The sequence below is a fragment of the Desertivirga xinjiangensis genome (genome assembly GCF_024436435.1).
Lineage (GTDB): Bacteria > Bacteroidota > Bacteroidia > Sphingobacteriales > Sphingobacteriaceae > Desertivirga > Desertivirga xinjiangensis.
Window position 1 is genome coordinate 746,505 of record NZ_JAFMZP010000001.1, and the last position, 19,773, is coordinate 766,277.

The following is a 19,773-nucleotide window of genomic DNA, read 5'->3' on the forward strand; positions in this document are numbered from 1 at the left end:
CTTTACAGTTAATCACCCAAAATGGGTTGTTCCAATAAAGCTCTTCCTATCCAGGTGTTAAGCAGATCTGTGGTGGGAGACATCACATGGGCAGCGCGAGCATCTCTTAAAAGCATTCCTAAATAGGAATTGTTTTGAAAACCTATCCCCCCGGCCAAAGTCATTACTTCGTTCACCACTTCCACTACGCAGTCGGCAACGTCGGCCTTTGCACTCATAATAGCAAGCAAGGCATCAGCGTCGCCGTTATCACCAGCTACAGCGGCATGATATACTAAGCGACGGGTACGCTCCACTTTTGTGTAAATAGTACCCAAACGGTGCTGAACGATGGAAACAGAGGAAAGATTTGTTCCATTGTAGGAGTAAGAACGGCGGGATAAAATGCGGATCACTTCTTTTAGTGCGGCTTCGGCTATACCCAGATAGGTGCCCGACATGCCAATTAGAAAATATGGTGCCACCACGTTAAATACATACCAAAGCTGGTCGCCTGGCTCTCCCAGTATGCTCTTTCCAGCTATATGAACATCGTTTAAAAGCAGGCTTCTTGATGAGTTACCGCGCATGCCTAAGCCATCCCATTCTCTTCCCCAGTCCATACCAGGCTTATCAGCATCTAATACAACACAGGAAAATTGATCCGGATCGGCATCATGGCTGGCACCCATGGTGGAAACCACGTACGAATCGGCATGGCTGCCATTAGTAACGAATGTTTTTGATCCGTTAATTATAAACTCGTCTTTTGTAACCGCAATCAGCGAGGTCTGGGGAAAGTAAAAATGAGCACCGGTGCCCGTTTCACTTAAAGCCAGCGAAGTAATATGTTTACCCTGGGCAATAGGTTCCAGATAACTCTCTTTTTGCCACGCGGTGGCTTTTGCTGCGATCACAGCGGAGCCAACACAATGCATTCCAAAACACAATCCTGCAGAAGAATAGGCTTTTCCCAGCTCCTCTGAAAGCCGGGCCAGAGCATATAAACCATGGCCATGGCCACCGCATGATTTGGGAACAACCAGGCCCGTTAGCTTGCTTTCTTTAAGAGCCTGCATAGTTTCTGCCAGCCAAAGGCCTTCTTTATCAGCCCTGGGAGCTTCCCGCACCACAACTTCGTTTGCTATCGTTGTTGCCTTTATTAAGAGTTGTTCAACAGTCATACTATAAGAATACGAAAAACGGGATGAATGTTTAACAAGCACAGCGGATGAGTAATGTGATATCTCTAGAGTGTGCCAATCCCCCGCAGTCAAAATTATTCTTTCAATTTTTTGTTTTAAGTAACATATTAAATACATTTGGGCAGCCACATGCCCTAACTAACCATTTATTGATGTATTCAAAAACATTTAAACCGGATGTTGATATTATTCTGCGTTTAAAGAACGGCGATGAATCTGCGTTCCGGTTCGTGTATGAACAGTGTTATCCCGGGCTGTATGGTTTTGCATATTCCTTTTTAAAAGAAAAGCAGCTATGCGAAGAAGTGCTGCAGGAAACTTTTGTGGCGCTTTGGATGCAAAAGGATTCGCTTGATACAGCAAAGGCTATCGAACCTTTTTTATTTACGGTATGCCGTCGCAGGATACTTGATCATTTCCGGAAGATGACGAGTACGACAGCGTTAAAAAAGCAATTAATGTCCAGGATGTCGGAACTGGCTAATGATACCGAGGAAGCTGTGCTGTATCATGACGCTTTACAGATCACCAATGCAGCCATTGAACGTTTGCCGCCTCAGCAACAGTTGGTGTTTAAATTAAGCCGCGTCGAAGGACTTTCATTTGATGAAATAGCCGACAGGCTTAACTTATCGCGAAATACCGTTAAAAATCACCTGGTGGCCGCCTTGAAAAATCTGCGACTGCAACTAAATGAGCATGGATTGCTATGCATGTGGCTCTTGATCATCACCCGCTGATCAATAATTAAAAAAAAATTCAAGAGCACTAGTCCTTGTTAGCGGCACACGCGAATTCCCTATATAAAGCCGATCATGGACCGACAGCGAATAACCTTCCTTCTTAACAGATATTTACAGAACCGTATAACTTCGGATGAACTGGACGAGCTATCATACTACATGCATGATGTGTCTGCCGAACCGGACTTATTGGATCTTATTGAAGAAGCCGGACTGGCTATACCTCCTGCAGTAAGGCCTGCTGAAGAAAAGGATCGCTTATATGATCAGATCATCAATGCTGGCGGTATACATTCTTCAGATTTACAACGGGGGCGAGTAATTAGGCCCCCGTTCCTGAAATATGCTGCTGCAGCTGTCATCATACTTGGCCTGGGACTTTCTTTTTACCTCAGCAAAGACGCACCCCTTAAAAACGCAAAAAACACTATCGCCGTTGACACCAAAGGCGATAAGATAGATATGGGAAGCAACAGGGCGATCCTGGTATTGGCTAACGGTTCACGCGTACTGCTGGATAAGGATTCTTCGGGCACTATAGCCCGTCAGGGCGATTATAGCATCACGCAGGAAGCTGGTGCTTTGTACTATCAGGATACACCCGCGCAGTCGCCGGAAGCCATCGTTTATAATACCATCGCTACACCCAAAGGCTCCAATTACCAGGTAGTGCTGGCAGATGGTACCAGGGTGTGGTTAAACACCAATTCATCTCTTACCTACCCGGTTGCCTTTACCGGTGCTGTAAGAGAAGTGCAAGTAACCGGTGAGGCTTATTTTGAGGTCGCCAGGAATGAGAAAAAACCTTTTATCGTGAGCACTGCCCTGAGCAAGGTACAAGTATTAGGTACCCACTTCAACATCAGCGCGTACCCGCAGGCAAAAGCCATCACAACTTTGCTGGAAGGATCCGTCAAAGTATCGGCAGCAGCGCGCGAGGTGGTCATCAGGCCCGACCAGGAGGCTACCGTAATTAGTGACGGCAAGGGAATCTTTGTACAGGATGTAGACGCTGCCGACGCTATAGCCTGGCGTAACGGGTATTTCCTGTTTCGCGACCAAAACATAAAGGAGGTGATGGAAACTATTGCACAATGGTATGATATCGAGGTCGAGTACCAGGGGGATATGGCCGACAAAAAAATCGGCGGAACCATAGCGCGCTTTAAAAATATCGGGAAACTTCTGAAAACCATAGAACTTACAGGTGTCGTACATTTTAAGATCGAAGGAAGGAGGGTGATCGTTATGGAGTAAGATTTATCTAAAATAAAAAATCAGGAGTGTTCGAGCACCCCTGATCTGCATTAGCTCAGAGTTAATCAGGCAAATATCTGTTGTAGACCACAATTAACCATAAAACTATACAAATGTATAAAATATTCAATGCAATTTATTGCAGGTGGAGAACCTGTGTCCCTAAATTTCTGCTCGTAATGAAGCTTTCCCTCGTGTTGTTATTGGATACCTTTATGCAAGTCAGTGCTGCAACCTATGCTCAAAAACTAAATTTATCCTTCAACGAGGTCTCCCTGGAAAAGGCGTTCAAAATAATCAGGAAGCAAAGCGGTTTTAATATTCTGTACAACCCGGAAATGATCGCCGGCGCCAAAAAAGTAAACGCTGTGATTAAGGATGGCTCCATAGAGGAGGTGATGACGAATATACTACGCCGGCAGGCGCTGGATTACACTATCGTTGAGAACAATATCATCATCGTAAGGAAAGCAAAATCTTTGTCTTCAAAACCAGGCGCAGCTGCCATTACTATAACCGGTAAGGTCAGCGATGAAAAAGGTCAGCCATTGCCCGGCGTTACTGTCAGGATCAAAAATATGCAGACAGCGGTTGTGAGCAACAACCATGGTATCTACCAAATCAATGTGCCCGACGAAAACACAGTCCTGGTGTTCACTTTCATGGGTTTTGTAAGCCAGGAAAGGCTGGTGGGCAGTAACACCGAGATCAATGTCAGCCTGGCGCCGGAAATCAGCAAACTTTCTGAAGTGGTGGTGATCGGCTACGGTACCGTAAACAGGCGTGATCTTACCGGCGCTGTTTCCAGTATTAAATCAGAGGAGATAGCCAGAAGCAAGGTGACCTCTTTCCAGGAAGCAATACAGGGCAAACTAGCCGGTGTGCAGATTTCCTCGGTATCGGGTGAACCGGGAGCTGCTTTGAACATCTCCATCAGAGGCGCCAATTCAATCTATGGCGGCACCAGCCCGCTTTTTGTGATCGACGGCATACCTTATGTTGCCGGTGATAATGCGGTTGGTACTGCAAGTGTTGGGGTAAAAACGCAGGCTAATCCTCTGGCGAGCATCAATCCTAATGATATTGAGTCTATCGATGTGCTGAAGGATGCTTCCTCGACAGCTATATACGGATCCCGCGGCGCCAACGGTGTGATCATTGTCACTACCAAGAGCGGCAAAGCAGGTGCACCAAAACTTGACTATGAAGGTTTTTCCAGTTTCTCAAACATCACCAAAAAACTCGGTGTGCTTAGTGCCGACGAGTACATCGACTATCGCCGGGTAGTTGGACCCAATACTATATTCTTTTATAATGATACGAACAAAGACGGTTTATACGATGAGATGGACCAACCAGTCGACCTCAATACTTACCAGAAGCACGACTGGCAGGATGAAACATTAAAGACGGGTATTTCGCATAACCATAATATTTCACTGAACGGCAAAAAGGATAGAACATCATACGCAGCGGGCTTGGGTTACCTGGACCAGGGCGCGATCGTCAGGAATAACGCCTTTAAACGATATACCGGAAGGTTACGGTTAGACCAGGACTTCAGCGATCGTTTGAAAGTAGGACTGAACCTGAATACCACCACTACCGGCGCATCGGGTGCAAGCCAGAGCGGAGGCGGTAGCGACCTGTTTAACGGCGTGGTACAAAACCTGATCATTTCGAAACCGGTAGAGTTTTACGACCCGGTGTTCGACAGAGGCGGTGCTTACATATCCCCGGTAACCATGATCGACAATGCCTATAAAGAAAATACAACGGTACAGGATAACATTAGCGCGTACCTTAACTATAGATTTATTCCGGGTCTGACGTTGAACATCTCAGGCGGCGGCATACTCACCACATCCAAAACTAAAGAGTTTTATGGTAAAAAGACAAGCTGGGGAGTAGGGGATAACGGATTGGGCATTATCCAGGACCAAAAAGCCACAACACTCTTTAACACCAATCAACTGACTTACGAAAAGTGGATCAACCAAAACCATTACCTGAATGTGATGGTCGCCAGTGAAATCAATCAAAATACCTACGAATGGTTCTCCGTTCAGAAATCCAACTTTATGGATGAGTCTACCGGTATTGATGATATCTCCAAAGGTACCACCGCAAAAGGTTCCGGTTCCTTCCGCGACGTGAACCGCCGCTTGTCCTATTTCGGCAGGTTGAATTATACGCTTTTGACCAGGCACCTGTTCACCGCAACATTCCGTGCAGACGGCTCCGACAAGTTTGGTAAGGAAAACAGGTTTGGCTACTTCCCTTCATTTGCTTATGCCTGGCTGGCTTCAGAAGAAAAGTTCCTGAAAGGCAATGATTTTCTGAGTAAGCTGAAACTGAGACTGACTTATGGACAAACCGGTAATGAACGCATCGAGTCGTTCCGTTACCTGGCACGTCTTGAAAATTCCTTTTATAACGGGGAGCTTGGACTGGCGCCAGGTTCAAGTCAGAACCGGGAACTTAAGTGGGAAAACACTACGCAATACAATGCGGGCCTTGATATCGGCTTATTTAAAAACCGCGTAGAGTTAACCCTCGATTACTACAGCAAGCGTACAAATGATATGTTGCTGCCGGCTTATGTCCCCGGAAGAACTGGTTATAATACACAATGGCAGAATTTGGGCCGGGTGGATAATAAAGGTCTGGAACTACAGATTTCTACCAGGAACATACAAACCAAAGATTTTGACTGGCAGACTAACTTTAATATCAGTGGCAACCGTAACAAGGTTCGCGATATCGGCAACATCGGTTTTATACCGATCACTATGAGCAGCGGCTGGATACAGGATGTGGGCAGGGTAACCGTAGGTCAGCCGATAGGAACAGCCTATGGTTATGAGTTCGACGGCGTGTACCAGCTGGATGAGTTTACCTGGCAGAACAACAGTGATGCAAACATTCCGCATGACCAGCGCCTGTATGATATCAAAGAAGGCGTTGTAAAAGTTGCAGGTGTGAATGTAGCGCCGGGCTCGTTCAAATTCAAAGATCTGAACGGCGACGGCATTATAGATCTCGATAATGACAGGACAACCATCAGCCAGAGCGCGCCGAAGTTCTTTGGGGGCTTCAACAATACCTTCCGCTATAAAAATTTCGATCTGAATGTGTTTTTTGAAGGATCCTACGGTGCAGAGATATTCAACGCGTCAAGATACCAGCTGGAAGGCGGCGTGCTGCACACGTACATGAACATCAGCAAAGACTTCTTCCACAACCGCTGGTCGCCAACAAATCCTACCAACACTTACGGGGATTTTGGCAGCTTCAACAAAACAGCCACGCTCGCCTCAAGCTATTATGTCGAAGACGCTTCGTACCTGCGCCTCAAAAACGTATTGCTGGCTTACCGTATACCCGACCGGCTGGCCAAAACCATCGGGGTAGGCAGCGCCCGCGTTTATGTGAGCGGATCAAACCTGATCACCTGGACAAACTATACCGGTTTTGATCCCGAAATACAGTCGGAAAATGCTTTGCTGCCCGGCTTTGACAGGCTTTCTTATCCCCGCGCCAAAGTGTATACTATCGGTTTAAATGTTGGTTTCTAATTTAACACATCATGAAAAAGTACATATATAGCCTCATCATCAGCATTTCCCTTTTTGGCGTAAGCTGTTCAAAATATCTGGATACCGAACCCTATTCATTTAATACCGTCGAAAACCTGTATAAAACACCACAGGATGCTGAGATCGGCCTTACGGGCTGCTATAGCATACTCAACGCCACCTCCATACAGAATACCGGCTTTGGCGAAACCTTTGTGGTAAAGATGCCCGTTATGCTCAGCGCCGGAACGGATGAGCTGCTTACCCAGAACGGATTTACAGATCCCAATTATGCTCCCTTCGGCACTGCCGAGGTGACCAGCCAAAATCCCACCATTAGGTACAACTGGTTCTTTTTATTTGCAGGCGTGAACCGTGTAAATTATTTGCTGGAGAATATCGACAAAGCGAACGTGCCTGAACCACGCCGCCAGCAGATCATCAGCGAAGCGCGTTTTATACGGGGATTGATCTATATGTACCTCGGTATGATGTATGGTGCTGTTCCGGTTTATGAGACCTCCGTACAATCACCCGAACAGCAGCGTGACCCATTGCAAAAAGTGTTTAAATTTGTCATAGCCGATCTAAATAATGCTTACCAGAACCTGCCCGACAGAGCCGGTATAGATGGGCGAGCCAACAAATGGTCTGCCGCAGGTTTCCTGGCTAAAGTGTATACTTACCTCGCCAGCTGCAAAAACAACGCGGTGGGCAGCAGCCTGGGTTTTGCACTCAATAGTTTCGACTGGGTGGATAAAGACGATATGTACAACCAGGCTAAAACGGTTACCAATGATATCATCACCTACAGTGAATATAAGTTGACTGACCATTATGATTACCTGTTCCGGGAAAGCACCAAGCAGGCGCAAAGCGAAGAATCGTTGTTCAGTGTGCTGTCATTGTTAAATTCGCCCAACGGTAACTATAACCTCTGGCTGTTTTGGCAGATCCCTATTGGTGCAAGTCAGGCAGGCGGCGGCTACGGCTGGTTCAGGCCTACCGGTGAAATGTTTTTTAAATATGATGCTGGCGACGCGCGACGGACACATAACCTCACTACTTATGTAGCCACAGATGGCCCGAAAGAAACAGTGGAAGGTGTAAGCTATTTCAAGCCGTATCCTTGTGACAATCCGCTTAACGGAAATTATTGTGTGGGCAAGTTCCGCTACCGCGATCCTGCCGGCAAAACCATCTCTAATGGTAGTGCATGGTCAGATGCTAACGTGATCTTGCTGCGCTATGCTGACATATTATTGCTTAACGCAGAAGCCAAATACTTTACAGGCGACGAAGCAGGTGCGCGGGCTCGTCTATGGGAAGTACGTGAACGCTCCAATCCTGACAATATCGATGCTCTCACCACCGCTTACATGAAATCCAATTTCATAGATGAGCTTATAGATGAGCGTTCGCGCGAGTTGTGTTTCGAAAACTGGCGCAGGATTGACCTGATCCGTTTCGGCAGATACGAATCAGCGCTTAACGGCTTAAGCAATAATTTAGGAAGCTGGAACAGTATTGTCCCGGTGATAAAGGCAAACGTTAAAGCCGCTAAGATCTGGTTCCCGATTCCTAAAACCGATATAGAATTGAGCCCGCTGGAACCAAATCCCGGTTACTAAACAATTTATTTATTCACCTTAAATAATCCCTTATGAAAGTATTCAAATGGAGCAGCTACGCGCTGCTCACACTGATGGTTATTGCTTTTTTTTCGGCTTGTGAAAAACAAAATGTGGTGCCGGTAGACAACACCATCGAAGCAAAAAGTAAGTTCACAAAAAATGAGATAAACCAACTCTCTACTCCAGTACAATTACTGACCGACCAGAACTTTCAGCGGGGTTTTAAGGTGCTGCACCCAAGTACAGGTGCAGTACAGGGTAACCTCCAGTACACAAGCGCAAATGGCGCACCGGTCTGGAACCTTGCGCAATGGTACAGCGCAGCCAGCATTTATGGCGCAACACCCACTACGCTCGCTTCCGGCTCTTATCACTACGCCAATTCGTATAAAGCAATCACCGTCGGCCCAACCACATCAAGCGATGGACATATCATATTTGCCATTAACGGACAGAGTGAGTTCGGAGGAGTGTATCGTACTGCAACAGCACCTTTTCCGCACCTCTTAGCTGACTTGAAGATCGCCGACCCGGACGGATGGCTGGGTACGGCTACTCCGTTCATTGGTGCAATGGATAGCCTTAAATTCAATATCGATACCAAGCTGATCTATCATGCCCGTAACCAAACCACGGGTTACGATCCGGCGATACATGCGGTACAGTTCAGTTGTACCTTCCTGATCCAGAATTTGAACCCATCAAACGCCGGCTATGGCAAAGCCATGTACTTTCTGATCATGATCTACGACGACCGTTATGCCACCCCGGGACCAAGCGTAACCACCGATATGTTCTCAGGGCAGATGATCTACAATGTGGGTATTACGCCGTTCTCATCCACCGGCCTGACCGTTGGGCAATGGAAGAACATCAGCGGAAATATCCTGCCAATGATTAAAAACGGTCTCAACGAGGCCTGGAGCCAGGGAATTCTTACCGACTCTCAGAACTATAACGATTACAAGGTCTCGTTATTCACCATGGGCCTGGAATGCCCGGGATTAAACATTGCCACTATTCAAGCTAAAAACCTAAGCTTAATTGCAAACTAACATCCATATGCAGGCAAATAATTTATATAAAATAAAGGCATACGTTTTATTTGCCTGCATCTACCTGTTCATGTACATCAAAGGGTATGCTCAAATCGATCATACCTTTAATCCGGCATTACTTCATAACACCTGGAATGCCGAATGGCTCAGCTATCCTGGTGTTTCGCTCAAAGAATACGGGGTATTTCATTTCCGGAAAACAATCAAGCTTGATAAAAAGCCCGGTAAATTTATTCTCCATGTCTCCGGGGATAACAGGTACAAGCTGTTTGTAAACGGTGAGGAAGTATGCCATGGTCCTGCCCGTGGCGATCTGATGCACTGGCGTTTTGAAACGGTTGATATTGCCGGTCAGTTAACAAGCGGTGAGAACGTCGTTGCCGCGGTGGTTTGGAACTTTGGTTCGTACGCGCCCCTGGCGCAGATATCCGGTAAAACAGCCTTTATTGTTCAGGGGGATACAGACGCTGAGGCCGCAGTAAATACCAATAAAAGCTGGAAAGTTTATAAGAACGATGCATATACGACTCCCCTAAGCAAATCACAATTCACGGTAGTTGGTCCCGGTGACAGGGTGGACGGTTCTAAATATCCTTATGGATGGGAGAAGCTGGAATTTAATGATGCCAACTGGAAAACGCCGCTTTCACTTGGCAGGGGTACTCCTTACGGGAAGACGGAGGGCGGCAATTGGCAGCTGGTGCAGCGAAACATACCGTTCATGGAGCATACCTTACAGCGGATCAGCGAAGTCGAACGAACAGAGGGCATCAAGATGGAAAACAAATCCCTTTCAGGCAAATCGCCTCTGATCATCCCTGCGCACAGGTCTGTAAAAATACTGCTTGATCAGACGTATCTCACTACAGCCTATCCTGAAATGGTCGTAACCGGCGGCAAAGATGCAGTGATAACCATTAACTATGCAGAGGCGCTCACAGACCCGGATGGTAAAAAGGGAAACCGCGACAGTACCCGGGGGAAATCCCTTATTGCTGATAATGCGGACGTTTTTATGCCCGACGGTGGCAACAACAGGCATTTCGGCACGCTTTGGTTTCGAACGTTCAGGTACATGGAACTGGCGATTAAAACGAAAGATGACCCGCTTGTTTTGAATGACCTTTATGGATGGTTTACTGCTTACCCGTTTAAAGAGAACGCGAGTTTTAAAAGCGATGACGGTTCACTTAAACAGGTGTGGGACACGGGCTGGCGTACCGCCCGTTTATGCGCAGCTGAAACGTATTACGATTGCCCGTATTACGAACAGTTGCAATATATTGGTGACACCCGTATACAAGCACTCATCTCACTATATGTATCGGGCGACGACCGGTTAATGCGTAATGCCATACAGCAGTTTCAGCAATCCATTCTGCCGATTGGTTTAACCCAAAGCCGTTATCCCACCGCCGAAACACAGATCATACCGCCATTTTCACTGTACTGGATAGCCATGGTGCATGATTACTGGATGCATCGTGAAGACGAACAGTTTATCAATGGGAAGCTTGATGGGATACAAAGCGTTTTATCATGGTACCAACGGCAAATTGCAGCCAACGGCATGCTGGGTCCAATGGATTGGTGGAACTTTGTGGATTGGTCGTTCGGGCCCTGGGACGGCAGCAAGCCGGTTGGTGGCACCCCTCCGGGCGCCATGGACGGACATTCGGCCATTCTAAGCCTGCAGTATGTTTACGCCCTGCAAATGGCTGCTGATCTTTTTGAAGACAATAAGAGGGTAACACAAGCCACGGCATACAGGCAGCTTGCCAGCTCCTTACTTGAAAGAACAAAATCTCTTTGCTGGAACCCATCCAGGGAGCTTTTATCCGATACTCCGGAACAAAATACCTATAGTCAGCACGCCAATATTTTAGCGGTATTGACCGGCATGTTTAAACCAGAAGAAGAAAAGGTTTTGATACGCAAGGTTCTGCAAGAGCCGGGTATAACCGAAGCAACGCTCTATTTTAAGTTTTACCTGGTGCAAGCTATGGAAAAGGCTGGCCTGGCCGATGAATACATTAGCCAGCTGAAACCCTGGAAAGACATGCTGAAACTGGGGCTGACCACTTTGGCCGAGACACCGGAACCAACGCGGTCTGACTGCCACGCCTGGAGCGCCAGTCCGAATTATGACCTCCTGGCAACGGTATGCGGCATACGTCCCGCTAGTCCCGGCTTTAAAACCGTCAAAGTAGAACCTCAGTTCGGGCCGCTAAAAATGCTGGAAGCAAGAATGCCGCATCCGAAAGGCACTATATATCTGTCACTAAAGAAGAACAATAAACGATTAACCGGGACGATCACACTTCCGCAAGGCTTAAGCGGCGAACTGGTCTGGAATAAGCAGCAAATAGCCTTGCATCCGGGCAAACAAGTCATCAATTTATAAATAACATTCACACATGGAAAATAACTTCACTACAATATACACTAGATGCATGGCATCATTAATTACGTTATCAATCTCAGTAAGCATGGCTTGCTCGCCTAAACAAGCTGTCAAACCCGACAGTAATGTCCTCGAAACCCCCAATATTCATGATAATAAAACCATTGAAGTCATCAAAGACAATTCGTTCGACAATGGCATACAGATGATAGGAGCCAACTCATCACAGCCCGATGTGATTGACACGATCTATCCCTTTGGCAAAACCGGCAAAGCTCCCTCCTGGAAAATTGCGCAATGGGCCAGCCGCTTTGTTATGAACGATGAAAAACCTTCCGTTAATAACGATACTGTGATCTATATGAACGAAGGCAAACGGATCACCTTTTTAAAGCAAGGAGGTAGCACAACCGTTGGCCTGGAAGTTAACGGTTCAAAAGAATACCTGGCGCCACGAAAATCAAACGAAAGCTGGCCGCATTTACTGATGGAGCAGAGTTTTGCCGATCCGGTAAGTCTGAAAAATATTAAAGCGCTCAACTATACCATTGCTGCCAAACTGATGTATGCTAAAGATCATCTGGGCAGCGCTTTCCACAAAGACCTTCATACTACGCAGATCACCTTTATTTTGTCGGTACAAAACACCAACAAGAACTCTCCCGGCTACCGCGATTATTTTTGGTTCGGCTTGCCATTGTATGATTACCGTTATCGCGACATAGCCGCCTATGCCGCACAGGATCTGGGTAAAGAAGACGCAACCAAGAAGTTTATCTCGTTCGTGGCGAGCAATGAACTGTTCAGCGGCAGCATGCACGACGGAAACTGGATCACCATCAATAAAGATATTTATCCCTTACTGATAAGTGCCTTTAAGCTTGCACAGCAGCGTGGCTTTTTAAAGGGCAGCACCATTGACGATATGGGTTTATCAAGTACCAATTTAGGCTGGGAAGTGCCTGGAACCTATGACAGCGGAATCCTTTTAAAAGACCTAAAACTTACCGCTACCCTTAAATAAGACATCATGAAAATACGAGTGAACGCTTTATTATGTATCTCTATATTATGTATTTCTTGTCGGCAGGCCAGCGCGCAAAGTCAGCCAGCTGACAGGTATGTGCCGATCTTAAAAAAAGCAATATACAACGACTATAAGCAAATGTTCAGGCCGGCATCAGGCGTGTTGAAATATCCTTTTATCACGCCGGGAAGCGATCAGTACGCCAATGACCTTTGGGACTGGGATTCCTGGTTAACTAATATCGCTTTGAGGCAGATCATAACCGACAAAGGCAATGTCAAAGAACAAACGGAAGCCATCGCCTATGAGAGGGGATGTATCCTGAACTTTTTATCCTTTGGAGGCTCGGATGGTTACCTTCCCATAGTGATCTGGAACAATGCAAATCCACGGAGCCAGATGCCCGAAAATATTTATAAAGCCAATATGCATAAACCCGTGCTTGCCCAGCATGCCGCATTCCTGGTAAAGCAGGATAATGGCAATGCAGAATGGTTGCGCGAAAAGTTCTACTATATGCAGGCTTTTATGAACAATTATAAGATGCATCACCGTAACAAGCCAACAGGCCTGTACTACTGGCAAAATGATGTAGCCATAGGAGTGGATAACGACCCGAGCACATTTTTTCGTCCGCCGGGTAGTTCAGCGTCGATATATCTTAACTGTTTAATGTACAAAGAGCTCCTGGCGATGGTATACCTGGCCAACTGCCTTAATCAGGGCGAAATAGCTAAGGAATTTGAAGCGGATGCGGCAGCCCTGAAAGCAGCGATACAGGAACATTGCTGGGATGAACGCGATGGTTTCTTTTACTCGGTAGATATCAATTTGATGCCGATATCAGAAGAAAAGGCGCCGGTATTGGGCATGAACATGGTGATACATAGCGGAGCCCCGAGGGATTATGACTGCCTTATTCAAAGACTCGGCGTATGGTCCGGGTTTTTAGCTATGTGGGCCGGTATAGCTACGCCTGAACAAGCTAAGCGTATGGTCGAAGAACATTTTAAGAACGCCAAAACCTTTAATGCCCCCTATGGTGTGCGCACATTGTCAAAAATGGAAAAAATGTACAGTGTTAAAGCAAGCGGCAATCCCTCAAGCTGGTTAGGGCCAATATGGGGCATCTCCAACTATTTTGTTTACAAAGGCCTGATAAAATACGGTTTCAAGCCCGAAGCAAATGAGCTGGCTAATAAAACCATCGTCTTGTTCGGAAAAGACATAGAGAAGCATGGTGCATTACACGAATACTACGAACCGGAATCGGGCGAGCCTATACTGAATAAAGGCTTTCAAAACTGGAATTATCTTGTTTTGAATATGATCGCCCAGCAAGAGGGGCGCAAGCTTATCGAGGAGTTTTAAAAGAAGACACACAAAGAAATACAATGAAGCAGTATAATATCACTTTATATATCTTTTTATTGATAGCCGTTCAGGCAGCAGCTCAGCAAAAGCAAATCGAAGGAAGATGGCAAAAGTTTATCAAGCTGGAAGACTACCTTCAGCCATTTTGGAAAGCAGATACCATACACGATGAGATCGTACAGATCATCAAGTATGGCGACCGTACCGAAGGCACACTGTTGTTTGATAGCCGTCAAATTGTCTCAGTCAGATCAGCAAACCTGGAAAAAACATATAAGAAGGATAAAGACTGGGCATACGAAAGCGGCAAAATCATACTTCCAGCCCGGTCAAATATTCCTTTTATTGACAAAGATAGCCTGGTATTTAGCGTTGAAAAGCCCAACTGGTCAATGAAAGGGAAAACGCCGGGTACCTTCGTTCTTTTTAATGAGGGGGGATATTTCAGGACAATGCAAATAGCGGTGACCTACATCGCTGAACAGCCACATAAATGGACGGGACCGGTACCTGTTTTCGCAGACAAGATGCTACCTGGCACTCTACGAAAACTGAAGAAGAAAGAGCCGTTTAAGGTTGTTTTTTATGGCAACAGTATCGAAACCGGTGCCAACTCAAGTGGGTTTCAAAACGAGCCGCCCTACATGCCTTCCTGGCCTGAGCTGATCGTTTACCAGCTCAGGCAAACGTATGGCCAGCAAGTTCAATTTGATAACCAGTCGGTAGGGGGGATGCTTGCGCAGTGGGGATCGGATTACGCCATTCAACGGGTAGTACCGCAAAAGCCAGATCTTGTAATTATTGGCTTCGGCATGAACGATGGAACCTTCAACGTTTCGCCCGAAACTTACCGGCGCAATGTGGAAGCCATAATCGACAAGGTTACTGTTGATATTCCTGATGCGGAATTCATCTTGATAGCGCCAATGTTAGCTAATCCCTTCGCCACACAAAGCAGTATCCAGGCATCGTATAAGGCGGAACTGGACAAACTCGCCAGGACTGGAATTGTGGTGGCCGACATCACTGGCGTGCACCAGGAGTTATTAAAACGGAAAAGCTACCAGGATATGACAGGAAATAATGTAAATCATCCCAATGATTACCTGGCACGGTGGTATGCCCAATTCATTTCTGGTATTTTGATAAAATAGCAAGTTTTTAAACTTTTTTGACAGTCGCTAGCCGGATAGGTTAGCGACTGTTCCGTTGTTATGCAGATTCATGAGTAACATAATCGTCGATGCTCTTTGCGTTTTATTAAAGTCGAGCCTTTTACCAGATAATCCTGACAGGATATTGATTGAAGTATTGATCTCGGGTGATGATAGCCAGATCATTAGTTATACTTTGTGAAATAATAAGCCGGTCAAATGGGTCCTTATGAAAAAAATGTAGATTGGTTAGCCTCAAGGTATCTTCGAAAAGTATAGGTAAATAATTGAAATCCGTTCAGATGAATTTGATTTTCTATTGCTGAAAATTGGCTTTTCAGTTCCAGTTTCCCTAGGCTGACTTTAACGGCAATCTCCCATAGACTAGCTACACTTACATAGTTAATAGCATCTTCTTCCTCAATGTCCTTTCTTGCATTGGTAGATAAAGAATCATCGCCTAATATATACCAAAGAAAGCTATGGGTATCAAGCAAATTATTTGACATTACATATAATCCTTAAAATCCTCAATAGGATCGTCGAAATCGTCGCGCATTACAAACATTCCTCTAGCACTTCCAAACTGAGGTTTGGGTTTACTCAGAATAGTTTTCCCTTTCTTTGCTTTACTTTCCAGAAAATCGATGAAATCAGCCACCTGAGTTTTCATAGTATCAGGTAAACTGTTAAGCTTGGTATATATCAGCCAACTGTTCATACTTTTATTCTTCTGATTATGACAAATTTATATAAAAAGCGGAGATAAAACAATTACAAGTCTACTAAATGTCAATAACCAGGTTTAATTACTTCAGCCTGTTTTATGAGTCAGGTTCAACACGACTTTTGTATCATCCTCCATGCTTAACGTGTTTGCGGTTTTTTTGTTATGACCGTGTATTTGCCCTTGCTAATTCGAAATTACCATCTCACTGTTCGTAGATGCTTGATCTTTAACATAGAAGAGATAAAAGACTTCCTTAATTCTATCGATCGACTTTGATGAGATCACCGATTCGGAAGTAAAACTGGTTTTTACTGTAGAAGACCCGAAAACTAACCTGCCATATACTAAAGAGCCAATGTATGTCGATATAAGTTATTATACATCCGGCAGCTCCGTTCCCGTCTTCAGCGAAACGCGCTTAAGTAGTAACAGCGGAATAGTCCATTGATCACACATTTCACTGAAAGTTAAAAATTAACCATCATTGACCATCATCCTAACTCGTTCTACCCTGCTCCTATACCGCGTCCGCAATCCTGGCGATCTCACAGTGACTTACATGCGAGCTTCACTTATCGGCTGTTACAAAAAGGTCTGCTCGGTTCTTGAGTCGAACAGCAGTTGACAGCTGAATACTATCCAGAGTACGAAGGCCAGAGTGGCCATATTTGATAATTAGTTTGGCCGCATTGTTTATGATCAGTCGATCTAATGGAATAAAAGTAAACTTATCGAAATCCTCATTAAATGCCGCTACAGTCTTGGTTGCTTGTTGTTGAGTAATTTCTTTTGTTCGAACTTTCTTCCATAATGTAGAGGAGAACTCAATCCTTGTTAATTCAGAAAGAAAAACTTCTGAAACAACATTCCTTGTAAAGATACTTTCGAACAGATCCGTGTCAACTTCATAATGATAGAGCTTGAATAGTGCACAAGTATCTAAGAATACTATCATATTTCACTTCTTCTATCTTCAACAGCTGCTTCACTTAATGATTCTTTATAGCCTTTCAATGCGTCTCTACTTTTTGAAAATGAGAAATCAGAGAGTGAAATTTGGTTCGACGACGCTTCAATTGCTTGATTATAACTGGCAGAACGGCGAATATACCGTGTTGGAGAGCACCTTTTTCCGAAACGGGCATGTCATAGCAAACAGTAAAACCTCCGGTGATATGACGCTGATCATTTTATCCTGATCGTAAGTCCTATAGCTTTGACCTAGTCTCAAGCTTAACTCACAAAATCATCATGTCGAAGTATATAGACTTACTAACCGATTTTTCTTTCAAACGGATCTTTGGTGCAGACCCTAACCGTGATTTATTAATTGATTTCCTAAACGAGGTTTTCAGGGGACGCAAACACATCACGGATCTGGTATATAATAAAAACGAACATCCTGGTGATAGGCCAGGCGAGGGCGGTGTAATTTTTGACCTCCTGTGTACAGGGACTGACGGCGAACGCTTTATTATCGAACTACAACGAGGTAAGCAGGAATATTTTAAACAGCGTGCTCTATTTTACACCAGCCGCTTAATAAGTGAGCAGGCCCCAAAAGGCAGACGCAGCGAATGGGCTTATAACATCAGCGGTGTTTACCTGATCGCCTTATTAGAAGATTTTGTACTAGAAGACAGTCCGGAAAATGAGTATTTGCATGATATTTGTCTCTGTAACAGGCAGACAGGTAAAATATTTTACGATGATCTGGGTTACACCTATATTGAATTGCGTAGATTTGTTAAAACGGAAGCCCAACTGGAAACCGGGCTGGATAAATGGCTGTTTGTATTAAAGTATATGAGCACTATGGATAGAATCCCGGTTTTTCTGCGCAAGCCGATATTTGAAAACTGTTTGGTATCGCCGAATATGCTAACTTAACAAAAGAGGAGAAAATGATGTACGACAGCAGCTTAAAATATAAATGGGATAATAAGAACGTTCTTGACTATGCTAGAAAGGAAGGCATTGAAGAAGGGATTGAAAAGGGCAAGGAAGAAAAGACTCATGCCATTGTTTTAAACCTGATTTTAAAGCTGGGTCTGTCCGACGAGCAGGCAGCTGATGTTGCTGGCGTACCGGTTGATTACGTTGCAACAGTACGCGCAGAGTTAAAAAAATAGCACCTTTTGCGGATCTAATAAATCGAGTCTTGGTATTGAAAAATCTGAGCAGTATGGATAAGATCCCGGTTTTTCTGCGCAAACCGATATTTGAAAAACTGTTTGGTATCGCCGAATACGCTAAATGACAAAAGAGGAGAAAATGATGTACGACAGCAGCTTAAAATATAAATGGGATAATAAGAACGTTCTTGACTATGCCAGGAAAGAAGGTATTGAAGAAGGCAGGAAAGAAGGAATTGAAGAAGGCAAGCAAGAAGCCATGTATGCCTTTCTTGCAAACTTAATTTCAAAGCTCGGACTGTCCGACGAGCAGGCAGCTGATGTTGCTGGGGTACCGGTTGATTACGTTGCAAAAGTACGCGCGGAGCTGAAAAAGTAACGCCTTTTGCTGATTCCATAACGGAACGGATACCAGATATACCCTGACAATTACCATTTCAGTCAGGTAGGAAATAACACAGTTTACGAGTTATTTTGCAATAACCATACCTTGCACATTTCGAAGCGCCAAACTTCAATTGGCATGATTGAGATTTTATAGGGTATAGATCTACAGATCTACAAGCTTACGTGCAGATGCCAGATTGTTTCTACCTTGAGATAGTGAACAGCGAGGCCCTACGACTGACTCGTGATCAGGCGTGAAAATTGGGGGATGTTCTTCCCTTCGTCATCCTGAACATGTTTCAGGACCTCTTGCTTAAGCATGTCCTTTATAGTCCCCCAACTTTTCCGAGCATTTAAATGGGTAAAGTCAAGCAGCATAGGGGCGAAATCAAAGAAGCTGCCGTTATTGGCGCTGTTTTGTATTTAGGCGTTAGTTGTGATTTTCCAAACAGAACATGCACTTTGAAGCATAGATGCCGGTATGAGTTCAGAGCTATTTCTCCTCCTTGCCAGCCCTTTTGCCTTCGCAGCCAACTTAAACCATCAAACCACTTCCTCGCCAGCGAATTTAATTTCGCTGATCATTATTTAAAGCTTACCAAAATCACTATCCTCTACAGATGGGTTAAGTGCCAGGAAAGTCTTAAGCAGAAACAAGATGGAATGATTTGCCATGCGTTCCTCAGGAAGCACCTTTCCGTTTAACTGAGTATAGCCCCGCACTTCATGAAAGAATTCCGGGGAGGCAGTTCTAAAAGCCATCGACCAGTCTTTAAAATTCGCACTTCAATAAAGTTGTCTGCAATCCTGGTGACTTGTTTATGCCGTTTGTCGGCCTCAATCTGTTTGAAATAGCCTGCACCTCCTCTGTACTTCCCTCCAGCACTTGCATGATGTTGCCGGAATCATACAGCAGGATCCCGGAGATCCCGTGCTCCGCATTCCATTCCATGCTCCGAATAGTATATCAAAGTATATCACTTAAAGTCTTTTCATCAAAACGAAATGCCCCTTACTTATATAGACAATATAATTTAAAACTGCTCCTGCCATGCATTAATCCCTGTGACCGCAAATAATATCAGTTTCCGGAAACTTAACCAATTTT

General features: G+C 45.0%; 18 protein-coding genes and 1 pseudogene. 13 read left to right on the forward strand and 6 right to left on the reverse strand.

From position 1 onward, the window contains the following. Positions 1-8 precede the first annotated feature (8 nt). Positions 9-1,163, reverse strand: a complete 1,155-nt coding sequence (locus tag J3P37_RS03105) for an acyl-CoA dehydrogenase family protein (RefSeq protein ID WP_256009535.1) — start codon at positions 1,161-1,163, stop codon at positions 9-11. Between the two features lie 173 nt (positions 1,164-1,336). Here J3P37_RS03105 and J3P37_RS03110 point away from each other — a divergent pair, with 173 nt between their 5' ends. The 10 genes from J3P37_RS03110 to J3P37_RS03155 all read left to right on the forward strand — a co-directional run bounded on the left by J3P37_RS03110 (position 1,337) and on the right by J3P37_RS03155 (position 15,615). Next, positions 1,337-1,924, forward strand: coding sequence for an RNA polymerase sigma factor (locus J3P37_RS03110; RefSeq protein WP_256009536.1), 588 nt, complete (start codon positions 1,337-1,339; stop codon positions 1,922-1,924). Positions 1,925-1,999: 75 nt separating this feature from the next. Further along, positions 2,000-3,184: a FecR family protein gene (locus J3P37_RS03115; RefSeq protein ID WP_256009537.1), complete on the forward strand. Its 1,185-nt coding sequence runs from the start codon at positions 2,000-2,002 to the stop codon at positions 3,182-3,184. 179 nt (positions 3,185-3,363) lie between these two features. Beyond that, a complete protein-coding gene (locus tag J3P37_RS03120) occupies positions 3,364-6,762 on the forward strand; it encodes a TonB-dependent receptor (protein ID WP_256009538.1) in 3,399 nt (1,132 codons plus the stop codon). An 11-nt stretch (positions 6,763-6,773) separates the two neighbouring features. Then, positions 6,774-8,393: a RagB/SusD family nutrient uptake outer membrane protein gene (locus J3P37_RS03125; RefSeq protein ID WP_256009539.1), complete on the forward strand. Its 1,620-nt coding sequence runs from the start codon at positions 6,774-6,776 to the stop codon at positions 8,391-8,393. 32 nt (positions 8,394-8,425) lie between these two features. After that, positions 8,426-9,451 carry a hypothetical protein gene (locus J3P37_RS03130; RefSeq protein ID WP_256009540.1) on the forward strand — a complete coding sequence of 342 codons (1,026 nt, stop codon included), beginning with the start codon at positions 8,426-8,428 and terminating at the stop codon, positions 9,449-9,451. Next, positions 9,441-11,858: an alpha-L-rhamnosidase-related protein gene (locus J3P37_RS03135; protein WP_256009541.1), complete on the forward strand. Its 2,418-nt coding sequence runs from the start codon at positions 9,441-9,443 to the stop codon at positions 11,856-11,858. Before J3P37_RS03130 ends, J3P37_RS03135 begins: the two co-directional genes overlap by 11 nt. 49 nt (positions 11,859-11,907) lie before the next feature. Continuing rightward, positions 11,908-12,882: a hypothetical protein gene (locus tag J3P37_RS03140; protein ID WP_256009542.1), complete on the forward strand. Its 975-nt coding sequence runs from the start codon at positions 11,908-11,910 to the stop codon at positions 12,880-12,882. 6 nt (positions 12,883-12,888) lie between these two features. After that, positions 12,889-14,256, forward strand: coding sequence for an MGH1-like glycoside hydrolase domain-containing protein (locus tag J3P37_RS03145; protein WP_256009543.1), 1,368 nt, complete (start codon positions 12,889-12,891; stop codon positions 14,254-14,256). Between the two features lie 23 nt (positions 14,257-14,279). Continuing rightward, a complete protein-coding gene (locus J3P37_RS03150; protein WP_256009544.1) occupies positions 14,280-15,413 on the forward strand; it encodes an SGNH/GDSL hydrolase family protein in 1,134 nt (377 codons plus the stop codon). 70 nt (positions 15,414-15,483) lie between these two features. Continuing rightward, positions 15,484-15,615, forward strand: a complete 132-nt coding sequence (locus J3P37_RS03155; protein ID WP_256009545.1) for a hypothetical protein — start codon at positions 15,484-15,486, stop codon at positions 15,613-15,615. A gap of 25 nt (positions 15,616-15,640) precedes the next feature. Here the strand turns inward: J3P37_RS03155 and J3P37_RS03160 are convergent, their stop codons facing one another. The 3 genes from J3P37_RS03160 to J3P37_RS03170 form a co-directional block, all read right to left on the reverse strand. Beyond that, complete coding sequence (locus J3P37_RS03160; RefSeq protein WP_256009546.1) at positions 15,641-15,922, reverse strand: type II toxin-antitoxin system VapC family toxin; 282 nt, start codon at positions 15,920-15,922, stop codon at positions 15,641-15,643. Next, entirely contained in the window at positions 15,922-16,134 is a 213-nt protein-coding gene (gene vapB, locus J3P37_RS03165) for a type II toxin-antitoxin system VapB family antitoxin (protein ID WP_256009547.1), read from the reverse strand. Before vapB ends, J3P37_RS03160 begins: the two co-directional genes overlap by 1 nt. A 577-nt stretch (positions 16,135-16,711) precedes the next feature. Next, positions 16,712-17,098 (reverse strand): type II toxin-antitoxin system VapC family toxin, encoded by a 387-nt coding sequence (locus J3P37_RS03170; RefSeq protein WP_256009548.1) that lies wholly within the window; start codon positions 17,096-17,098, stop codon positions 16,712-16,714. A gap of 79 nt (positions 17,099-17,177) precedes the next feature. On the opposite strand from J3P37_RS03170, the gene J3P37_RS03175 reads away from it, so the two are divergent. The 3 genes and pseudogenes from J3P37_RS03175 (at position 17,178) to J3P37_RS03185 (ending at position 18,657) form a co-directional block, all read left to right on the forward strand. Then, positions 17,178-17,342, forward strand: a complete 165-nt coding sequence (locus tag J3P37_RS03175; protein ID WP_256009549.1) for a hypothetical protein — start codon at positions 17,178-17,180, stop codon at positions 17,340-17,342. A 52-nt stretch (positions 17,343-17,394) separates the two neighbouring features. Continuing rightward, a pseudogene (locus J3P37_RS03180) lies at positions 17,395-18,275 on the forward strand (Rpn family recombination-promoting nuclease/putative transposase). A 142-nt stretch (positions 18,276-18,417) separates the two neighbouring features. Further along, a complete protein-coding gene (locus J3P37_RS03185; protein WP_256009551.1) occupies positions 18,418-18,657 on the forward strand; it encodes an RpnC/YadD family protein in 240 nt (79 codons plus the stop codon). Positions 18,658-19,253: 596 nt separating this feature from the next. Here J3P37_RS03185 and J3P37_RS03190 read toward each other — a convergent pair. Together J3P37_RS03190 and J3P37_RS03195 are read right to left on the reverse strand one after the other, a co-directional pair. Beyond that, complete coding sequence (locus J3P37_RS03190; RefSeq protein WP_256009552.1) at positions 19,254-19,427, reverse strand: hypothetical protein; 174 nt, start codon at positions 19,425-19,427, stop codon at positions 19,254-19,256. 10 nt (positions 19,428-19,437) lie between these two features. Beyond that, positions 19,438-19,617 carry a BLUF domain-containing protein gene (locus J3P37_RS03195; RefSeq protein ID WP_256009553.1) on the reverse strand — a complete coding sequence of 60 codons (180 nt, stop codon included), beginning with the start codon at positions 19,615-19,617 and terminating at the stop codon, positions 19,438-19,440. Positions 19,618-19,773 lie beyond the last annotated feature (156 nt).